Origin of the sequence: Paenibacillus sp. MAHUQ-63 (genome assembly GCF_028765165.1) — a bacterium.
Classification (GTDB): domain Bacteria; phylum Bacillota; class Bacilli; order Paenibacillales; family NBRC-103111; genus Paenibacillus_E.
The window spans coordinates 35,625-54,058 of record NZ_JARADB010000012.1; the positions used below are offsets into that span (position 1 = coordinate 35,625).

Sequence of the window (18,434 nt, forward strand, 5' to 3'; positions counted from 1 at the left end):
ATGAACATTAAATCGTACTACAAGCATTATCACATGATGATGCTGCCGGGTATCGTGCTGCTAATTATCTTTCATCTGGTACCCATGTTTGGTATCGTTATTGCCTTTCAAGACTTTAAATTGGGCTTGGGGATTTGGGGTTCAGAATGGATTGGCTTCGAAAATTTCAAGTATATGTTTGAGATTAAAGACAGCAGTGTCATTTTTTACAACACCGTGTTCATCTCCGTATGTAAAATTATCGCGCATTTGATTGTGCCGCTGGTTTTCGCGATTCTACTCAATGAAATCCGCTTCATGGCGCTTAAAAGATGGGTGCAAACGATCGTATACTTGCCTCATTTTCTTTCTTGGGTTATCTTGGCAGGTGTGATCCGGGATATCCTATCCCTGGATGGGATTATTAATAAGTCACTGACATCGCTAGGATTCGAGCCGATTATGTTTTTGGCCAAAAGTAACCTGTTTCCCGGCATTGTTGTCAGTACCGATATTTGGAAAGAGTTCGGCTTCGCCGCCATTATTTACTTAGCTGCACTCGCAGGAATTAATCCCGCTCTGTACGAAGCGGCTGAGATGGACGGCGCGAACCGGATTCAACAATTGATGTATATTACGATACCGAGCTTAATTCCTACGGTCGTTTTGCTGGCTACCCTCAGTATCGGCAATATACTGAACGCAGGCTTCGATCAGATCTTTAATCTCTACAATCCTCTTGTGTATGACACAGGTGATATTATTGATACGTATGTTTACCGTGTTGGACTTGTACAGGCGCAGTACGGGTTTGCTACTGCCGTCGGATTATTAAAATCCGTAATCGGCTTTGTTCTGATCATAATCTCCTATAAAGTGGCCTACAAATATGCGAATTACCGAATTTTCTAAATAAAGCAGGTGAAATCGAATGGTACGCAACAGAACCTTAGCGGCTCGTACGACTGAAATTGTTTTAGTTATTTTAATGCTCATCATTTCAGCAATCTCGCTTGCACCTGTTTTACATAATTTCTCTGTTTCCTTCAGTGACAATGCGGCGGCTCAAGGGGGGTTCGTCAAGTTTTGGCCGGTCGGCTTCAATGTAGAATCATATCGCCGTATTATGGAAGAACCGCATTTTCTGCATTCCTTTTTTGTTTCAATCAAGCGAGTATTGCTAGGTGGAACAATCAATTTCGTTTTGACCGTACTGATGGCATATCCGCTCTCAAGAAGCAGCAAGGAATTCCCGCTCCGGAACATGTATATGTGGTTTATGCTCTTCACCATGCTATTCAGCGGCGGTATCATTCCGTTATATTTGACAGTCAAATCGCTAGGGATGTTTAACTCCATTTGGGCGTTAGTGCTGCCCGGAGCCGTGCCGGTGTTTAATGTCATTCTGCTCATGAACTTTTTCCGGAACTTGCCGAAAGAGCTAAGCGATGCCGGGTATATGGATGGCGCTGGCCCATGGTACATGATGGTCAAAGTGTTCCTGCCGCTGTCCCTGCCGGCCATGGCTACCGTAACCTTGTTCAGTGTGGTCGGACATTGGAACTCCTTTTTTGACGGCTTGATCTTTATGCGCAGTGCGGAAAATTATCCGCTGCAAACGTATATCCAGCAGCTCGTCATCAACCTCAATATTGTGGAGTTGGATTCCACACAGGCTGAGCTATTGATGAAAGTGTCCAATAAAACGTTAAACGCCGCTAAAATCGTCGTATCCATGGTGCCGATTCTGATCGTGTATCCGTTTCTGCAAAAGTATTTTATTCACGGTATCATGCTCGGTTCTGTTAAAGAATAGGTTTAATTGGCAAATATAGATCAGGCGTTCACTCTACAGGAGGGTGAGCGCTTATTTAGTTGGGAAAGTTTGATTTATGAGTGAGCTTCATTCAAGCTTGACTCGTCAAATACATAAATACCCAACTATCATTCGAAGGGGAAATGAATACCATTTGCGGTGAGACACAAACGATGGGGGATAGCATGACTAGAATCATTTTATTTAGGGGAAAAGCTGGGACTGGTAAAACGACTATATCCAACGAACTAGCTAAGAGAGTTAAGATACCTGTGTTACATAAGGATGATATCTATGATTCAGTTGCTAGTTTCATTCCAGATCACGGTTCGAGAAATAAGATCTGCTACGGAATTCTCTATCGCTACTTACAAAATGTAATCGATTCAAATGCCGCCATTATACTCGATTACGGACTAAATAATATGGATGATGTAAAGAAATTAGAGAAGTGGATTGCAGATAGGGGTGGGGAATTAAAGACGATACATTGTATCTGCAGTGATGAATCCATCTGGTCTGAAAGACTTGCTATGCGAAGCATCAATCCGTTACCCAACCAATTGATAACTAATTTATCTGAGCTAAAAGCACACTATAAGGATTTTGGTCCGGAATATTTAGGAGGGGAATTAATTTTGGATACTGTATTACCTATAGATATTCTTATTGAGAGAATCCAATCCTTTCTGCTTGAAACGTGCTACTGATGAGAAGGGCGATTCGTTAGTGAATTTAAGATTGTTGTCTCGAATAAGGTAAATTTAAACGTGCAGGCACGTCTTCAGGAAAATTCGTAAGAGTTAAATAAAAATTGTACTCATCGATTCTAAAATGAAGCAGACCCTCTTCCTTACTTTCGTCATGTATGCCTTTTGCACGAATGTTTGCTTTTACTTTCTCAATAAAATCAGAACTACTGACCCCAAAAGCCACATCCATCTTCGGTGGTAAAGCAGTCATGGCAATAGGTATCCACTTTCGTTTTTTTGACGGAATAACCGCGTGTGCTGTACCGCCGATAGCAAAAGTAAAGTTATCCGTAACTTTATCCAGTTTGAAATTAAAAATGTCAACTAGCAATTCTCTGAAATCTATTACACGATCTACAGGAAATCCAATTTCTCTGAGATAAAGTATTTTCATCTCACCGCTTGGAGGTAGTACTCCTTCTCTGACATACGTATGAGCGATGATTTCTAGTAAATTGCCGTCCCCGTCTCGGAAGTAAACATTCCTGCCTGTTTCAAAATTGTCAATAATTCGGCCGTCCGACCACTTTAGAAGCGAAATACCTGACTCACGGAGCCAATTTACTACACCTTCGAACTCTGAAAAGGGGACTTCGAAAGCAAAATGTGCCGGAGCTAATGGCTCCACAGCTTCTTTAAAGGATAGTGTAAAGTATGGATTCGGCTGGAAACATATTTCATTATCCGATTCATTAACAATGGGGAGCCGCAGCTGTTCATGATAAAATTGTTTGACACCTTGAATTGAAACCGTGTTCAACTGAAGTAGAGCGAAATGAGTAATCATGAATTTATCACTCCTTTCCAATGATTTAGAGTGACTTACCCTTTTTATTAATAAACATAGTATACATTTAAGTTTAAAAAAGTGACAAGGTCTTTTATTGAAGTACTCATTGCTGGGCGAACGTAAAAACAACTGAATTGAAGGAGCTTAAGAACATATGGAAGATCAGTGGAGGATATCCAAACACGATAGGGGATGGAAGGATCTGTTCAATGACATTGCTTTAAAATTGAGAAATTCACTAGGGAATTTGGCCATTCGTATTGATCATGTAGGTTCTACATCGATCGATGGTCTGGATGCAAAACCAATCATTGATATCCAAATATCAGTTCTGAATTACGATGACATAGCAAGCTATAAGACGAAGATTGAGAGCGTTGGATTTGTATTTCGTGATGAAAATCCAGATAAAACGAAGAGATATTTTCGAGAACTGCCGGGCACGCGAAGAACTCATATTCATGTTAGACAAGTCGGTAGTTTCTCTGAGCAAATGACTTTGCTCTTTAGAGACTATATACGTCAGCACCCTCAGGATTGTTTAAGATATGCAGAGGAGAAACATCGATTAATGGAACTATATAAAAATGAACGCCCAAAATATGTTGAAGGAAAAGGGCCGATCGTTTGGGATATCTTGCAAAAAGCTCATAACTGGTCGCAAGAAGTGGGCTGGCAACCAGGAAGATCTGACAACTAGGTTCATTGATGTAAAACCAGGGAGCATACCAAGCCAGGGCAAATTTGCACCCTTACACCTCCAGGCACGGAACGTGGTTCTTATCCTGTGTTATCAGATTGGAACTTGATTGCTTGATTGCCTGTGAGAGCGACTCATTTTAAAAGGGGATGCTTGGGGGAAGATACATGAGTTCCATAATATGTTAATATTTAGATGATCATGGTTGAAAAGAACGCCAAGAGGAGGACAATGATGAAACGGATGCCATTTGAACGTCCAACCGAGTATTATGATGAGCGATTATTGCCTATTGATGAGCAGATATGCGAGTTACTAAAACAACGCAAAGAAATATCGAACAATAATCCAGGTTATCCGCAATTCGAGTATATTGAGAAATGGGCAATTGCTTTTGACCTCTATGAAGATTATTTGAAATCAGTATTTCATGTTCTGAGAAATGAGGAGCAATTTAAACCGACAATAGAACCTATTGGATTCAGAAAACACGTGCCCATTCTGAAATCCAAGGTAAACGAAGAGTTTATCTATACGGTGACATCTATGCGGCAATACAGTAATGCAAGCATAATAACCTTTAATATTGATTGGGATGTAAAGAGTGACCACTCGTTAAAGTTGAATAAAACTTTCGTATTGCATCTCGGAGAGAATTATCATTGTCGCATGGATAGTGGAGGCGGTAGTTCAGGTCATTTATCTTTTAACTACATCGTATCACCAGCATTACCTGACGATATTTCGGGCATAGATTTTATCTTTAGAGAGATTGGAGTTCCCCTGAAGGATAATCCGGCAGGCAATGAAGTCGTCTTTCAAAGACAGACCGACAGCAAGCCATGACGATCAGTTGGTAGTATGAAGATAAAAAGAAAGGCTGCCGATATATGAAGATCGGCAGCCAATTCTGCTAGTTGATGAAATTTAGGATAGATTACCTAGAATTCGACTTGACTATTGCCGAACCCATTTAGCCCCCTGCCAGGTATGAATGTAGTACCAAGTCACTCCATTGGGTGCCTGCCAGACAAGAGAGGCTTTCACCGTTTGTTTTGAAAACTTAAGTGCCCCATGAATAGTCTGATCATCTATATAAGGAATGTCTAAAGCCACAGAGTTTTCATCTAACTGTACCTCAACAAGCATATGCTTAACGCCCAACTTGGAGTGCTGAGAATCATTTTCTGAGATTTGCTTAGCATATTCCAAGGAAGGATTGATCCACTGACCTTTATCTCCTATAACCGTAAAAAACCAGACACCAAGTTGTCCAGTGAAGTGAAGAATTTGGGGGGAATGTTCCGGAACAATTTCATAACTAGCAAATGGATTGCCGTAGCTGTGAAAGGGCACTGTCATTTCGAATGATTGTTCAATTCTTTGTATGTTCTCGAAGCCTAGACCATGTGAACTATCCGCATGTATCCAGCGAAGTTTGTTATCATCCGTCTGTATTTGATACCACAGACTCGGCCCTGCACGGCCAACAAGTAGATACTTTGCTGTTGGTTTTAAAATCGAGGGCTTCGCCGCGGGTTCGTTAGCGAGAGGCTTCTCGAAAGGGTAAAGGTAAACTGGAGTGGTCTCCTCAACTGAGATGAAGCCTTCTACTGGCTCACCTACATACTTTTCTGCGTAATGATAAGGAAGAATCCATTTTGCTCCAAGCCAAGAGGTTTGAATTAAGTACCATCGGTCTTTGCCATAGCATCGGCTATATGGATTACATTCTTCTACAGAAGCAATGGCATGGACTTGTTGAGGGGCAAGCGCAAGCTTCGTCGACAGATTCGGCTGATCAAAGAGCTGCACTTCGCTGAGCAGGGTTAACGATTGTTCCTTCCACTCGAGCTTTCCATATTTATAACCTCCCTCATTAAGATCAATCCATGCCGTACCAAGCCATGTCACGATAGGTACCTTAGTCATACTTAAGATACCCATCAACTCACTCTCAGGCAGTGGAGCCATACGTACCGATTGCATGGAACTAAGTCTACCTATCGAATCCTCAGGACGTGTTGTATTATTGGCGTACATGGTAAATTCGTCAAGCAGCGTTATGTAAGGCATCGACTCGGGATCAGCTATTTTTTCTCCAGGGGACAATTCCTCGGCTTGCACATTCGGAGACCTCATGATGAAGCCCAATATCAAAATGGCTAAAATGTAAAATCGCAATGGATTTCCTCCTTAAAGCTTTAGTCTATATAAAAATTAGACGCATAAATGACCCAAATGTTTCCATATAGTCAGTGAATTAATGGGTATTAACATGATCCCATACCTGACGGATAGTAGGGCGGAGGTTATTTTCAATGATTGACTTGGTTGTATGGCTATTGTAAAATTTTGTTATGTTAATTTGAGGAAATGAACTTACTTGTTTGTAAGGGGATGATTATCAATGATTCATCAACGTGAATGTCCAGTTGAGACACTCCTTCATGTTTTAGGTGGCAAATGGAAGCCAATGATTTTATGGCATTTGATTGCATCCACAAAGCGATTCAACGATCTGGAAAAGCTTATACCTGATGTTTCGCAAAAGATGCTTGCACAACATCTCCGAGATTTGGAACATGAAGGCATCATCGATAGAAAGGTTCACCCTACTGTCCCTCCAAAAGTTGAATATTCTCTTAGTGAATACGGCAAAACATTGATACCTGTAGCAGAAGTCATGTGTGCTTGGGGAGAGAATCATAATAAGCGGAAATATGAAGAGTCGGCGTCATAGAGCTAGTTCACTTGAACTTGTACAACAATCAATAACTCAAATTAAAAGCTGCCACGGGATTCCGGGCGGCTTTTGTTTATCTCTGTCCTCCCAACCTTCGCGTACATGGTATTCCTTGCCGTTATACTTACTTTTAAGTAAGTACCCTACTTTAAAGTGGGTTCTTAACATAATTTTGAAGCGGTGCTATGCTTGAGTCAACCAAATATTGGGACCCATTCAAGAGGAGGAAGGAACAATGAAAATTATTGTTTTTGGAGCGACGGGGAATACAGGGAGAAGAGTGTTGGCACAAGGGATACAAATGGGGCATGAGATGACCGCATTTGTGCGAAATTCTGATAAGCTATATGATCAACTAGGTGAGCATGATGCCAAGCATGTGAAGGTGATCGTGGAAGATATGATGGACCCGGTGAGCGTCGGTGAGGCGCTTGTGCACCAAGACGCCGCTATTCTTGCAGCTGGCCATGCAGGACAGGGAGAAGAGTTTGTTCGTCTCGTCGATAACATTATAAGCCAATGTGAACGCCAACCTAGTTTCTCCGGGCGGGTATGGATTATGGGAGGAGCAGGCCTGCTGGACATTCCGTATACGAACCTTATCGGGAACAATCTACCCGGCTTCCCACCTGAATATAGAAATCACAACCGGAACTTCGAAAGGCTGCAGCAGACTCAACTGGATTGGTCCATAATGTGTCCGGGAACAATGATGGATACGAGAGAGCATCCAGCTGCGGTTCATTTACATGTAACAACGGAAATCTTGCCTGTTCCGATTCCGGAGATGATCAAGGAATATTCCGAGGCCGAAATAGCCGGTCACTTATTCAGCCGATTTCAAGAGCTGAATGTTGCTTACGACGATGTCGCCATATGTATGCTGCACCATCTTGAGCTCGGTGGAGAATTTAAAAGAAAAAGGGTCGGTCTAGCCTATCATAGCAATATTGCAGTGTGCTGAGGAAAAGGGGGATAATAAGCTTGTTTGGATTATTGCTCTTCCTGCATATATTGGCTTCGATCGCCATCATTGGCCCCGCTTTCGTGATGCCCCTCATTCGAAGATTCGCCAGAACCGTCGGCCAGCTGGACTTTATTTTTGGTATAACGACCAAGCTTAACATAATACCTAAAATTGGCGGAGTCGTACTAATCGTAACCGGGGTTTGGCTTATGATTATAACCAAGATGGGGTTATCCCAAATGTGGCTGAATGTATCCATCCTTTTATCGCTGCTCATGGTCGTCATGATCGACGGTTGGATCGAGCCGCGCATGAAAAAGATCATAAAGATCATATCTGACAGTCAAGACCAGAGTAATGAAATCCCCGCCGAGTTCGGTCTGCTGATAAAAAGGATCGTACCCATCGAGACGGCAGCACAGCTGCTGATGATTGCCATCTTGGTGCTTATGGTCGTTAAGCCATTTTAAGGCGGCCCATGGGAGCGTCCTAACCATATTTTTACTGCTATTCACAAAAATAAGGAGTAGCTCTGCTACCAGCAGCTGCTCCTTTCTTGCCGATTATGATCCTCCTAAGCTTGAAATGTTCAGAGGCGTTGGTCAAGATGCTAATAAAAAATTATTACAATCCGCTTTAGGGGAAAAGTGGAAAGGATTATTATTTGCGGATTGGGTTGATGAAGTTCCCGTTTGGCGGCCTTCCAAAGGATACATACATAACCTTACGAACTTAAGATCTTCACATGGACACTTAGTTGCTAATGGACAATATCAGGATTGGGATCGCTTAGAACAAGACTATTATCAGTTATTCAATGAATTGAAAGATCAAAATGTGATAAGATCCAGCCGGTTGACAAAGAACAATATAGAAATTCATTCATGGAAACCAGCAGCCGGCAAGTAAGTGATGCTGTTATGGTTAAGGAAAGAATAACATCCGCATAAATGGCGGATTTTTTTTCAGAACAAATTCTTAGCATCGCCCTTTGTTTCCCTGTGTCCATTCGGGTACAATAATCCTGTTATCCGAGTATAAAGAAAGTGGTAGAAAGGTGTGCAGCTTGAATGAATATGAATATTTTCATCGTCGAGGACGATGCCTCCATATTTAATTTACTGAAAGAAAGGCTGGAGAAATGGTCTCTGCATGTCACAGGACCCCATAATTTCGAGGACATACGAAGTGATTTTGTAAACAGTCAGCCTCAGCTTGTCATCCTGGATATCCAACTTCCAAAGTTTGATGGCTTTCACTGGTGCCGGGAGATTCGTGCTATTTCGAAGGTCCCCATTCTCTTTTTATCGTCAAGGGATCATCCGATGGATATGGTCATGGCCATGAACATGGGAGCAGATGACTATATTCAGAAACCGTTCAATATCGATGTCCTGCTTGCGAAAATTCAGGCTTTACTTCGCCGCACTTATGCCTATGGGGAAGAGGCGGCTGATGTAATTGAATGGAACGGTGCCGTATTACTTATGAATCGCGGCGTGATTCGTAAGGATGGAACGGACGTTGAGCTCACGAAGAACGAATTTTTTATTCTCTCGACTCTTATTAAAGCGAAGAATGAAATCATATCGCGGCATGAGCTTATAAGAAAGCTATGGGAGGACGAGCACTTCGTCAATGACAATACACTCACTGCGAATATTACACGTTTACGCCAGAAGCTGGCGCTCCTTCAATTGGAAGAAGCCATTGTTACGAAAAAAGGCTTAGGCTACATGGCGGCCACTTTATAGGGGAAGGTGAAACCCATAGATGTTTTTACGTTATGTTAGCAGTATGAAAAGCTGGATTCTAATGTTTGCTATACTAATTGGATTAACGAATGTACTCCTTCTACTAGATAAAGGAATTGCCTTACAGATCGGTTCGATTGTTTATTTGGATTCGGTATTACTGATTACGTTTATCATCTTCTTCCTATGGCGCTACCTGAAAGAAATGCATTATCTTCGCATGCTTGAGGCACGCACTAGAGACATGAGCGACAATTGGCTTGAAGCCTTACCCACTCCCGTACATGCGCGGGATAAGATCGTAAGTGAAGCTTTGTATGCCGTGAACCGGTTCCATAAACAAAAACTGTCGGATATGAACACCACGCATAAGATGGAAAGCGACTATATCGCATCCTGGGTGCATGAAATCAAGGCGCCACTTACTGCTATGAAATTAATTATCGATGCAAATCAATACGTCCGGATCATGCAAAAAATAGAAGCAGAGTGGTTGCGGATTTATTTACTCGTCGATCGGCAGCTGTATATATCGCGAATGCCTACGCTGCGGTCGGATTATGTGCTAGAAAAAACATACATTCAGCGACTTGTGGCGAAAGAAGTCCGTGATTTAGCCTCTTGGTGTATGGAGAAGAACATTGCAGTCGAATTCAAAGGGGAAGAGGCTGAGGTGATAACCGATATCAAATGGTGCCGGTTTATCATTCGGCAGCTACTGATGAATGCCGTGAAATATAGTCCCGAAGGCGGAACCCTCCTTATATCGACTGAAATATTGCCCGCAGGCAATGTCATCCTGTACATGAAGGACGAGGGACCTGGGATTCCGGCGCATGATCTTCCCCGTATTTTTGACAAAGGTTTCACGGGGGGAAACGGGAGAATTTACAATGCGGCAACTGGCCTTGGCCTGTATCTGGCACGGAACGTCGCAACGATGATCGGTATTACGCTCGACGCACAATCCGGTCAAACGAATGGAACCGTTATGAGAATGATTTTCTCAACTAAGAATGACTTCGAGGCATTCCGGGAATAAAAGTTCGAGCTATGTAAACCTACTATGCAGTCGGGGATTTTCCCGCCTGCTTTTTTAAATTCAATTACAGCAATGAATTCACAGCAATATGACAATAATGTAACATACCGCCTATCAAATATCATCTAATACGTGCGACGCAACCGGATGTACGTCTTACAATAAGGATAAATCCAATATGGAGGTCTGATATGAATACAATTCAATCGCCAAAAACAATGCTGCATGCGCAGAACGTTCATAAATCCTATGGTAAAAAAGGCAGCGTTCAGGAGGTTTTAAAGGGAATCGACCTTCGTGTCACAGAGGGGGAATTCGTGGGGATCATGGGGCCGTCGGGATCAGGTAAGACGACTTTACTTAATGTGCTTGCTACGATTGACCGCCCGACAGATGGGACGATCTTCATCGAGGATGCCGATGTGTCCAAAATGAAGGACGCCGAGTTGTCTTCTTTTCGCCGCAACAAATTGGGGTTTATCTTCCAAGACTATAATCTGCTAGATACGTTGACGGTTAAGGAAAATATTCTTCTTCCCATTTCCCTCGGGAGAAGGAACCGAACGGCGGCGGAAGAAGAATTCAAGGCTATTACCCAATCCCTTGGTATCGAAGGCCTGGAGCACAAATATCCGCATGAACTATCTGGCGGCCAAAAACAGAGGACTTCGGCCAGCCGCGCTCTCATCCATCGGCCTGCCATGGTATTCGCCGATGAACCGACAGGCGCCCTTGACTCCAAATCCGCCTCTGCTTTATTAGATACCATTGCGGAACTCAATAAAGAACGGTTAGGTACAATTGTGATGGTGACGCATGATCCTGTGGCCTCCAGCTATTGCAGCCGTGTAATCTTTTTGAAAGACGGCTTGATTTACTCGGAAATCTACCGTGGCAATAAAACGAGGCCGTCCTTCTTCAAAGAAATTATGGATGTCCAAGCCGTCCTTGGGGGTGACACCGTTGACGTTATTTGAGCTAGTGATTCGTAGTATGCGAAAAAATATCAAACATTATTATCTTTATTTTTTCGCGCTTATTTTCAGCACGAGTCTCTATTTTGTGTTTGCCACATTGCAGCATGACGCATCCATTATCGCGAATATAGAGAAAAACGCTAGATTTTCAAGTTCATTTCAATCGGCCAGCTTGATGCTACTGCTTATTGTGGCTGTGTTCACGGTCTATGCGAACAGTCTCTTTTTGAGCCGGCGGAGCAAAGAAATCGGGTTGTATCAGTTGATCGGCTTGACGAAAAGAGGGGTCGCACGATTCCTCCTTATTGAAAACGCTCTTCTTGGCTTCGGGGCACTTCTATTCGGGATCGGCTGCGGAGCCCTTGTATACCGGATCTTCCTGCTGCTTCTTATTAAACTTTTGGGTTTCGAAGGAATAGTCTCAGTGAAGTTCTCCCTATCGGGTGTTACACAAACGGTCGCCGTTTTTGCCGCGCTGATCGTGATCACTTCCATACAGATGCTACGAAAGGTATATCGCAATACGTTGATTGACCTGTTTCATGCGGAGAAACAAAACGAGCATCCTGCCAAGCCTACATCCATCGCGGCCGCGATCCTCGCGCTGCTCGCCATAGCGCTCATCGCGTACGGTTATCAACATTCGGGGCATTTGTCGGACGACACATTGCTCTTGGACATGTTCCTGATTCTCGTTTCAACAATTGCAGGTACGTATCTGTTGTTCCGCGTCACGATTAGTTGGCTCTTCTATCGGTATCGAAGAGGTGTCAACGGACATCTCGAGCTGAAGTTTGCTTTGTCGCTAGCCCCCCTCATGCACAGGATGAAAGCGCAAGCTAATTCACTAACTTTGATCACCGTACTCTCGGCAATGACCCTTACGATGGTGGCGGTAGCTTATTCGATCTATGTTTCCGCTGGAAATGACACGCGCATCGCGTTTCCGTATGATTTCGTTATTCAGAATGGCGAGACGAATGCAAAGATGTTCAGTGAGGAGATGAATAGTGAAAGGATACGCTTCGTTCATAAGCAGGTAGAAGCCGTGAAGCTGGTGGGCACGATCCGTGATCATTCCGATCATGCCTTCGTTGAAGATGACGAATTGCTTTTTCTGCCAGCGGAACAGCTTCAGAATGCTGGAGCGGACATGAACGTCCCTCAACCCGGGGAAGCCGTTATTTATAACGGAAGGGCAAAACTCGAATCATCGATAGCAGGGCAGAAATATACGAATTTTCCTAAAGAGGTTGAGCTGAATCTGTCCGGAAGCGAGAAAGGGCCTCAGGTGCTGGGGCTTATAGAGAGATATGCTATGAATTATGACGTATACGGTCTTCAACTTGTAACATCAGAGTCAACTGTACGGGAACTCAAAGAGAGGATGATAGCTTCTCCGCAGTATGAAGAGGAGAAGACGAGACGATATCCCCGATACGAAACGATAACTCTCGATACGTTCCAGGTACCGGACAAAGAACAGCGTGTCAAGGCCTCGGATGTTTATGCGAAATATGTGGCTAAAGGAGACTTTGTTTCTGATTATGAGAGGCAATACCGCAATGCACTCCAAGATTTTGGAATGTTTATCTTCATAGCCGGATTTCTGGGACTCCTCTTTCTGATTTCAACCGGCAGTATCCTGTATTTCAAACAAATGACGGAAGCGGATCAGGAGAAGAGCAGCTTTATTACGTTGAGACAGCTCGGCTTTGAGACAAAGGACATCATGAAAGGCATTGTACGTAAGCAGCTATTTGTTTTTGCCATACCTCTTGTTATTGGGATTTCACACGCTATATTTGCCGTGAAAACAGTCTCCATAGCCGTAGTCTCAAATATAGCCGTGCCGTCTGCGATAGCCATGGGTGTGTACCTATTGATATATATCGTATTTATCTTGTTAACTATCGGTTATTACAAAAAAATCGTTCAGAATGCCATGTAGTGCCTAATGCACGCATCCGGTCATTGTAAAGGAGAATTTCATTCATGAAAAATAGAAGAGTCCCCGTAATGACATTGGTCGTTGTCATGCTGGCCGTCGTATTTATAGTGTTGTACAAGGATGTGGTAGACCGATTTAACCCGTTTCTGACAAAAGCCTATGTCTATGTCCAAATCAATCAAGCCCCCGTGCCTAATCATGGGCGAGTAGAGTATAAACTTACCGGGTACAATGCGGAAGGTGACAAGGAAAATGTTAATTTTACAGCCAGTACAGAACTTCCTAAGGGGACCTATCTGAAGGTATTGGCCAAGGGAGCCTATGTACAAGAATGGGAAAAGATCAATCCGGAAGAAGTACCTTCTGCAATCAAATGGTAAAAGAAAAGAACTATTCAGAGAGCAGTTTGCCACCGCGGCAGCTGCTCTTTTTGTTATTAATCTATAGGGTAGCAAGGTTACAATATGTGGTAATATATAAATAGTGAAAGCGGTCGTCTTATTCTACAAATAAAATATGAAAGCGTATACACATTCTCCTTTGAATTTGATAAAATTAACAATAATTATTTTGGATGTAAAGGGAGCATATGACAAAAGGAATGATTACCAAAGCACAAGTCTTTTATAGATATCTGTTCTCATATTTCGTCATTTTGCTAATCCCGCTCGGTCTATTAGGCTATTACGGATCGCTTCAGTTGAAGCAAACGGTCAACCACTACGTTGAGAAGATGAACCAAGAGATGCTGAGCCAGCTCGGTGAAGGCGTTGATACGAAAATCATCGAAATGAATAAAATCGCGGCAAGGATCGAGACGAATCCCGATCTGACCCCTTATGCGGTAACCAAAGATTTCTACGGCGCATACCAGGCGAAGACGCTGCTCGATTATCGCGTATCGAACGATTTTATTCACGAAGTGCTTTTTTACGTAAGGGGAGAACCGTTGCTATATTCCTCCGTAAGCACTTACCGTATTCCAACCTTCATTAACGATATTTATCATTACCGTTTTTGGACGGAGGCGCAGTTTCGGGAAGAAATGGACACTTTGACGAAACCGATGCTCCGTCCCGCGGAGGACGTCAACTTCATGGGTGCTTCCAACGAGCGGTTCATTAGCTATGCGCTGCCGATCCCGCTGGGGAGCCTTCACCCTTACGGAACCGTGTTGTTTTTGATTAAAGAGAGTTCGCTGCTTCTTTATTTGAAAGCCGATGAATATCCCAGAACGGGAAATACGGTTATTATGGATGAGAGAAATCGCATCGTCACCTCCTATAAGGGCGACTCACATGTCAAAGACGAGGACTTGTACCCGCTCCTCGTGTCGGCCAACGGCATGTTTTCCGTGGAAAAGCTGGACAAAGTGAACTATTTCGTCTCCCGCATGAAGTCTGAACTGACTGGGTGGACATATGTGAATATCATGCCGGTTTCCGACGTCATGAAGCCGATCGACATCGTCGTCTCCCAATGGATGCGCACGCTGTTCATCATTTTGATAATTGGCAGTGTAGCGATTTACTTCGCACTGCGCTACAATTATCATCCGATCAAAAAGCTCGCACAGCTGGCGGAAAGCCATTTGGGGAAGTCGCTTATGATCATGAACGAGCTGGAAGCGGTCCGTACGTTAATCGACAGGACGATGCGCTCCAATCGGGAGCTTGGGGAAAAGTGGGAGAACAACCGTTCAGCCATTGTCGACCATATGCTGCTCAGCCTGCTGAAAGGGGAAGTGGAGACGAGGGAGCAGCTGGACGAGCGGTGCAAAGAAGTCGGTTTCGAATTCGGGCATGCGGCTTACTGTGTCTTTGTCGTGGAAGGTGCAGGAGCAAATCCCGATACGAAGCAGCTGCTTGCGGAATCCGTCGCTGACTGCTCAAGTAGCGGGATGACCGTTTATTACAAGGAATCCATTGATAACAACCGGATAACTTTCCTTGTATCAACCGACCACACGCCTCAGCAGCTCTCCGTTTGGCTGCAAGAGTGGCACAATGCCGTGTACCGAGATCTCGGAATCAAGCTAACTTGCGGTGTGGGCCAACTGTACGAGGAATTGAAGCAGATCGGTCGATCATTTATTGAGGCTTCGACTGCGATCGATTACAAACTGATCAAAGGGATGGGCCAAATCATATCGTTCCGCGACCTGACATCCGATCATTTCTCAACGCTGTACGACGCAAATTACAATTTGGAAAATTTAAGCTATTGGCTGCGGGAGGGACAAACCCGGCAAATCGTCGATGCGCTTACGCATTTTGTCCATCAGATTAAGCAAGGCGGTACGACGCTGTTTGTCGTCAGATGTTTATGCTTTGATATTATCCATACGGTTATGAAAACATTGAATGAGATGAAAAGCGAATTTCCCGGCATCACCGAGAAGCTTCCCGATGTGTTGACGTTGATGGAATTCCATACCGTCGAAGAGCTGGTCGAGCTTGTCTCGAAGGCTTGTATCGACGTTTGCCACGCTATGGAGCAGCATCATCGAGATCCTGCGGAGCGTCACATCTACGCTATGACAGATTACATGCAGCAGCGTTACGGCGATTCCGGCTTTTCCGTGCAAATGATGGCCGATCATTTTTCACTTTCAGCCTCTTATGTGAGCCGTTTGTTTAAAGAGCACACCGGTCAAACGATTACCGATTATATGAATTTAATCCGCATCAATAACGCCAAACGGCTGCTCAGGGAAAGTAATGCCTCAATCAAAGACATCGTGCAGCAGGTCGGCTATTTCGATACGTCAAGCTTTATCCGCAAGTTCAAAGCAGAGGTCGGCGTCACGCCGGGTGAATATCGCAAGATGCTGCGGAAGCAGGAAAGCGGATCGGGAACCGGTTGAGACAACCGGTTCTTTTTTCGCATATTCACACATGAATCGCATATTTACGCCGAGGGATAGCACGAAATGCCTTGATAAATCAAGGGTTTTGCCTATTTGTCATCTATTGCACATCCGAATTGAAAGCGCTTATATACCTCGACTTGGGATGTACTTACAATAAAAAGGCAAGCACGGATAAACAGTGAGGGGGGATACAGAGAGTGTCGGTGAGACTTGTTACAAATTCAAATCCAGCGAATGCAGAACCGACCATCCAGGTTGTTCGAAAGAAGAAATCAAATCTGTTCAAAGTATTGCAAAACTATGAGCTGTATCTTTTTTTGCTTCCCACCATGGTTTACTTTATCTTGTTTCATTATGTGCCGATGTATGGTGTTCAGATCGCTTTCAAAAATTTCATTGCAGTTAAGGGAGTCACGGGAAGCCCCTGGGTCGGTATTGAGCATTTTCAGCGTTTTTTTGAATCGTATCAATTTATTACCGTTTTGAGGAATACGCTGGGAATCAACTTATTTGAGCTGGCGGTCGCTTTTCCGGCCCCGATCCTGCTCGCGCTATTGCTTAATCAGGTGGCCAACGAACGATTCAAGAAAATTGTGCAAACAGTAACTTATGCGCCGCATTTTATTTCCGTCGTTGTCGTGGTCGGAATGTTGTATTTGTTCCTGTCTCCGAAGCACGGATTAGTCAATCATGCCTTAGCGGGTCTGGGCATGGAGCCTACCTTCTTTATGGCTAAGCCGGAATGGTTTAAAACGATTTATGTATTCTCCGGCATCTGGCAAAATCTCGGATGGTCGGCCATCATCTATTTGGCGGCATTGTCCGGCGTGAATCCCGATCTCCACGAGGCTGCCGTTGTAGACGGAGCGAACAAGATGCAGCGGATACGCCACATTGATTTGCCTGCCATCCTGCCTACGATTGTGATTCTACTGATCTTGAACGTCGGGCATCTGATGAGTGTCGGTTTCGAAAAAGTATATCTCATGCAAAATCAGCTGAATATTGACGCATCAGAAATCATTCAAACGTACGTGTACAGAGCGGGTTTGTTGAACGCCCAGTTCAGTTATTCGGCCGCCATTGGTTTATTCAATTCTGTCGTCAACTTTATTCTGCTGATCTCAGTCAATCAAATAGCGAGAAAAACAAAGCAGGCCAGCCTATGGTAAGGGAGGAGAGCTCCGATGGTTATCAGCCGCACGGCAGCCGACAAATGGTTTGACGCATGTATGTACGTGATTCTGTCTCTTCTTCTGCTGGCTGTGTTATACCCGCTGTATTTCGTAGTGATCGCCTCCATCAGCAACCCGGATCTTGTGAATGTGGGCGATGTTGCCTTGTTCCCCAAAGGGATAACCTTGGAAGGATACCGCAGAATATTTGGCGATGCAAGTATCTGGCTTGGTTACCGTAATTCCTTGATATATACCGTTCTCGGTACTTGTCTGAACGTCATACTTACCTTGACTGCGGGTTACGCGCTCTCCAGATCGGATCTTGCGGGCCGCGGGATCTTCATGTTAGTCATCGTGTTTACGATGTTTTTCAGCGGCGGTCTCATTCCTTCGTATTTGCTCATCAAAAGCTTGGGAATGCTCAACACAATCTGGGTCATGATTCTCCCGAATGCGGTCTCGGCCTATAACATTATCATCGCGAGAACCTTCTTCCAGAGCACGATGCCGGCGGAGCTGCTGGAAGCGGCCAAAGTGGACGGCTGTTCCAATACCAGGTTTTTTCTGCAAATTGTGATTCCCGTCTCACTGCCTATCGTCGCAGTCATGGTGCTGTTCAGCGCCGTAGGTCATTGGAACTCGTATTTCCAGGCGTTGATTTACTTGAAGGAGGACTCGCTTCAGCCCCTTCAAATCATTCTCCGCAAAATTCTGATCAGCAACGAAGCCTCTGAGAACATGGTGGACGGACTGGTCAATCAGGCGGATGTGGTCAGGATGGCTGAAACGATGAAATACGGTGTCATTATCGTATCGAGTCTGCCGGTATTGGTCCTTTATCCTTTTCTGCAAAAGTATTTCATTAAAGGCGTCATGATAGGCTCACTGAAGGGGTAAGAACTTTCAATTA

At 44.1% G+C, this 18,434-nt stretch carries 18 protein-coding genes; 16 read left to right on the forward strand and 2 right to left on the reverse strand.

Annotated features, from left to right (window positions below):
- The 3 genes from PUT07_RS32915 (at nt 1) to PUT07_RS32925 (ending at nt 2,505) form a co-directional block, all read left to right on the forward strand.
- A complete protein-coding gene (locus tag PUT07_RS32915) occupies nt 1-891 on the forward strand; it encodes an ABC transporter permease (RefSeq protein WP_274473032.1) in 891 nt (296 codons plus the stop codon).
- A gap of 19 nt (nt 892-910) precedes the next feature.
- Nucleotides 911-1,795 (forward strand): carbohydrate ABC transporter permease, encoded by an 885-nt coding sequence (locus tag PUT07_RS32920; RefSeq protein WP_274473033.1) that lies wholly within the window; start codon nt 911-913, stop codon nt 1,793-1,795.
- 185 nt (nt 1,796-1,980) lie between these two features.
- Nucleotides 1,981-2,505, forward strand: coding sequence for an AAA family ATPase (locus PUT07_RS32925; protein ID WP_274473034.1), 525 nt, complete (start codon nt 1,981-1,983; stop codon nt 2,503-2,505).
- A gap of 25 nt (nt 2,506-2,530) precedes the next feature.
- On the opposite strand, the gene PUT07_RS32930 is transcribed toward PUT07_RS32925, so the two are convergent.
- On the reverse strand, nt 2,531-3,334 hold the full coding sequence (locus tag PUT07_RS32930; RefSeq protein ID WP_274473035.1) for a VOC family protein: 804 nt from the start codon (nt 3,332-3,334) through the stop codon (nt 2,531-2,533).
- Between the two features lie 157 nt (nt 3,335-3,491).
- Between PUT07_RS32930 and PUT07_RS32935 the strand changes: the two genes are divergently transcribed.
- Nucleotides 3,492-4,037 carry a GrpB family protein gene (locus tag PUT07_RS32935; protein ID WP_274473036.1) on the forward strand — a complete coding sequence of 182 codons (546 nt, stop codon included), beginning with the start codon at nt 3,492-3,494 and terminating at the stop codon, nt 4,035-4,037.
- Nucleotides 4,038-4,268: 231 nt separating this feature from the next.
- The gene (locus PUT07_RS32940; protein WP_338000791.1) at nt 4,269-4,883 is read left to right on the forward strand and encodes a hypothetical protein; all 615 of its coding nucleotides are present in this window, start codon (nt 4,269-4,271) and stop codon (nt 4,881-4,883) included.
- Between the two features lie 111 nt (nt 4,884-4,994).
- Here the strand turns inward: PUT07_RS32940 and PUT07_RS32945 are convergent, their stop codons facing one another.
- Complete coding sequence (locus PUT07_RS32945; RefSeq protein WP_274473037.1) at nt 4,995-6,221, reverse strand: hypothetical protein; 1,227 nt, start codon at nt 6,219-6,221, stop codon at nt 4,995-4,997.
- A 226-nt stretch (nt 6,222-6,447) separates the two neighbouring features.
- On the opposite strand from PUT07_RS32945, the gene PUT07_RS32950 reads away from it, so the two are divergent.
- The 11 genes from PUT07_RS32950 (at nt 6,448) to PUT07_RS33000 (ending at nt 18,421) form a co-directional block, all read left to right on the forward strand.
- Nucleotides 6,448-6,780: a winged helix-turn-helix transcriptional regulator gene (locus PUT07_RS32950; protein WP_274473038.1), complete on the forward strand. Its 333-nt coding sequence runs from the start codon at nt 6,448-6,450 to the stop codon at nt 6,778-6,780.
- A 238-nt stretch (nt 6,781-7,018) separates the two neighbouring features.
- Complete coding sequence (locus PUT07_RS32955; RefSeq protein ID WP_274473039.1) at nt 7,019-7,747, forward strand: NAD(P)-dependent oxidoreductase; 729 nt, start codon at nt 7,019-7,021, stop codon at nt 7,745-7,747.
- 14 nt (nt 7,748-7,761) lie between these two features.
- Nucleotides 7,762-8,220 carry a DUF2269 family protein gene (locus PUT07_RS32960; RefSeq protein ID WP_274473070.1) on the forward strand — a complete coding sequence of 153 codons (459 nt, stop codon included), beginning with the start codon at nt 7,762-7,764 and terminating at the stop codon, nt 8,218-8,220.
- Nucleotides 8,221-8,820: 600 nt separating this feature from the next.
- On the forward strand, nt 8,821-9,504 hold the full coding sequence (locus PUT07_RS32965; protein ID WP_274473040.1) for a response regulator transcription factor: 684 nt from the start codon (nt 8,821-8,823) through the stop codon (nt 9,502-9,504).
- A gap of 19 nt (nt 9,505-9,523) precedes the next feature.
- Nucleotides 9,524-10,546 (forward strand): sensor histidine kinase, encoded by a 1,023-nt coding sequence (locus tag PUT07_RS32970; RefSeq protein WP_274473041.1) that lies wholly within the window; start codon nt 9,524-9,526, stop codon nt 10,544-10,546.
- A gap of 191 nt (nt 10,547-10,737) precedes the next feature.
- Nucleotides 10,738-11,523: an ABC transporter ATP-binding protein gene (locus PUT07_RS32975; protein ID WP_274473042.1), complete on the forward strand. Its 786-nt coding sequence runs from the start codon at nt 10,738-10,740 to the stop codon at nt 11,521-11,523.
- Nucleotides 11,524-11,608: 85 nt separating this feature from the next.
- Entirely contained in the window at nt 11,609-13,474 is a 1,866-nt protein-coding gene (locus PUT07_RS32980) for an ABC transporter permease (RefSeq protein WP_274473043.1), read from the forward strand.
- Nucleotides 13,475-13,518: 44 nt separating this feature from the next.
- Nucleotides 13,519-13,854 carry a YxeA family protein gene (locus PUT07_RS32985; RefSeq protein WP_274473044.1) on the forward strand — a complete coding sequence of 112 codons (336 nt, stop codon included), beginning with the start codon at nt 13,519-13,521 and terminating at the stop codon, nt 13,852-13,854.
- 209 nt (nt 13,855-14,063) lie between these two features.
- The gene (locus PUT07_RS32990; RefSeq protein WP_274473045.1) at nt 14,064-16,340 is read left to right on the forward strand and encodes a helix-turn-helix domain-containing protein; all 2,277 of its coding nucleotides are present in this window, start codon (nt 14,064-14,066) and stop codon (nt 16,338-16,340) included.
- Nucleotides 16,341-16,534: 194 nt separating this feature from the next.
- On the forward strand, nt 16,535-17,518 hold the full coding sequence (locus tag PUT07_RS32995; RefSeq protein ID WP_379241229.1) for an ABC transporter permease: 984 nt from the start codon (nt 16,535-16,537) through the stop codon (nt 17,516-17,518).
- A 15-nt stretch (nt 17,519-17,533) separates the two neighbouring features.
- Nucleotides 17,534-18,421: a carbohydrate ABC transporter permease gene (locus PUT07_RS33000; protein WP_274473047.1), complete on the forward strand. Its 888-nt coding sequence runs from the start codon at nt 17,534-17,536 to the stop codon at nt 18,419-18,421.
- The last annotated feature ends 13 nt before the right edge of the window (nt 18,422-18,434 follow it).

Coding starts and splice junctions, on each gene's coding strand:
- PUT07_RS32915 (WP_274473032.1), top strand. CDS start 1: ATGAACATTAAATCGTACTACAAGCATTATCACATGATGATGCTGCCG.
- PUT07_RS32920 (WP_274473033.1), top strand. CDS start 911: ATGGTACGCAACAGAACCTTAGCGGCTCGTACGACTGAAATTGTTTTA.
- PUT07_RS32925 (WP_274473034.1), top strand. CDS start 1,981: ATGACTAGAATCATTTTATTTAGGGGAAAAGCTGGGACTGGTAAAACG.
- PUT07_RS32930 (WP_274473035.1), bottom strand. CDS start 3,334: ATGATTACTCATTTCGCTCTACTTCAGTTGAACACGGTTTCAATTCAA.
- PUT07_RS32935 (WP_274473036.1), top strand. CDS start 3,492: ATGGAAGATCAGTGGAGGATATCCAAACACGATAGGGGATGGAAGGAT.
- PUT07_RS32940 (WP_338000791.1), top strand. CDS start 4,269: ATGATGAAACGGATGCCATTTGAACGTCCAACCGAGTATTATGATGAG.
- PUT07_RS32950 (WP_274473038.1), top strand. CDS start 6,448: ATGATTCATCAACGTGAATGTCCAGTTGAGACACTCCTTCATGTTTTA.
- PUT07_RS32955 (WP_274473039.1), top strand. CDS start 7,019: ATGAAAATTATTGTTTTTGGAGCGACGGGGAATACAGGGAGAAGAGTG.
- PUT07_RS32965 (WP_274473040.1), top strand. CDS start 8,821: ATGAATATGAATATTTTCATCGTCGAGGACGATGCCTCCATATTTAAT.
- PUT07_RS32970 (WP_274473041.1), top strand. CDS start 9,524: ATGTTTTTACGTTATGTTAGCAGTATGAAAAGCTGGATTCTAATGTTT.
- PUT07_RS32975 (WP_274473042.1), top strand. CDS start 10,738: ATGAATACAATTCAATCGCCAAAAACAATGCTGCATGCGCAGAACGTT.
- PUT07_RS32985 (WP_274473044.1), top strand. CDS start 13,519: ATGAAAAATAGAAGAGTCCCCGTAATGACATTGGTCGTTGTCATGCTG.
- PUT07_RS32990 (WP_274473045.1), top strand. CDS start 14,064: ATGACAAAAGGAATGATTACCAAAGCACAAGTCTTTTATAGATATCTG.
- PUT07_RS33000 (WP_274473047.1), top strand. CDS start 17,534: ATGGTTATCAGCCGCACGGCAGCCGACAAATGGTTTGACGCATGTATG.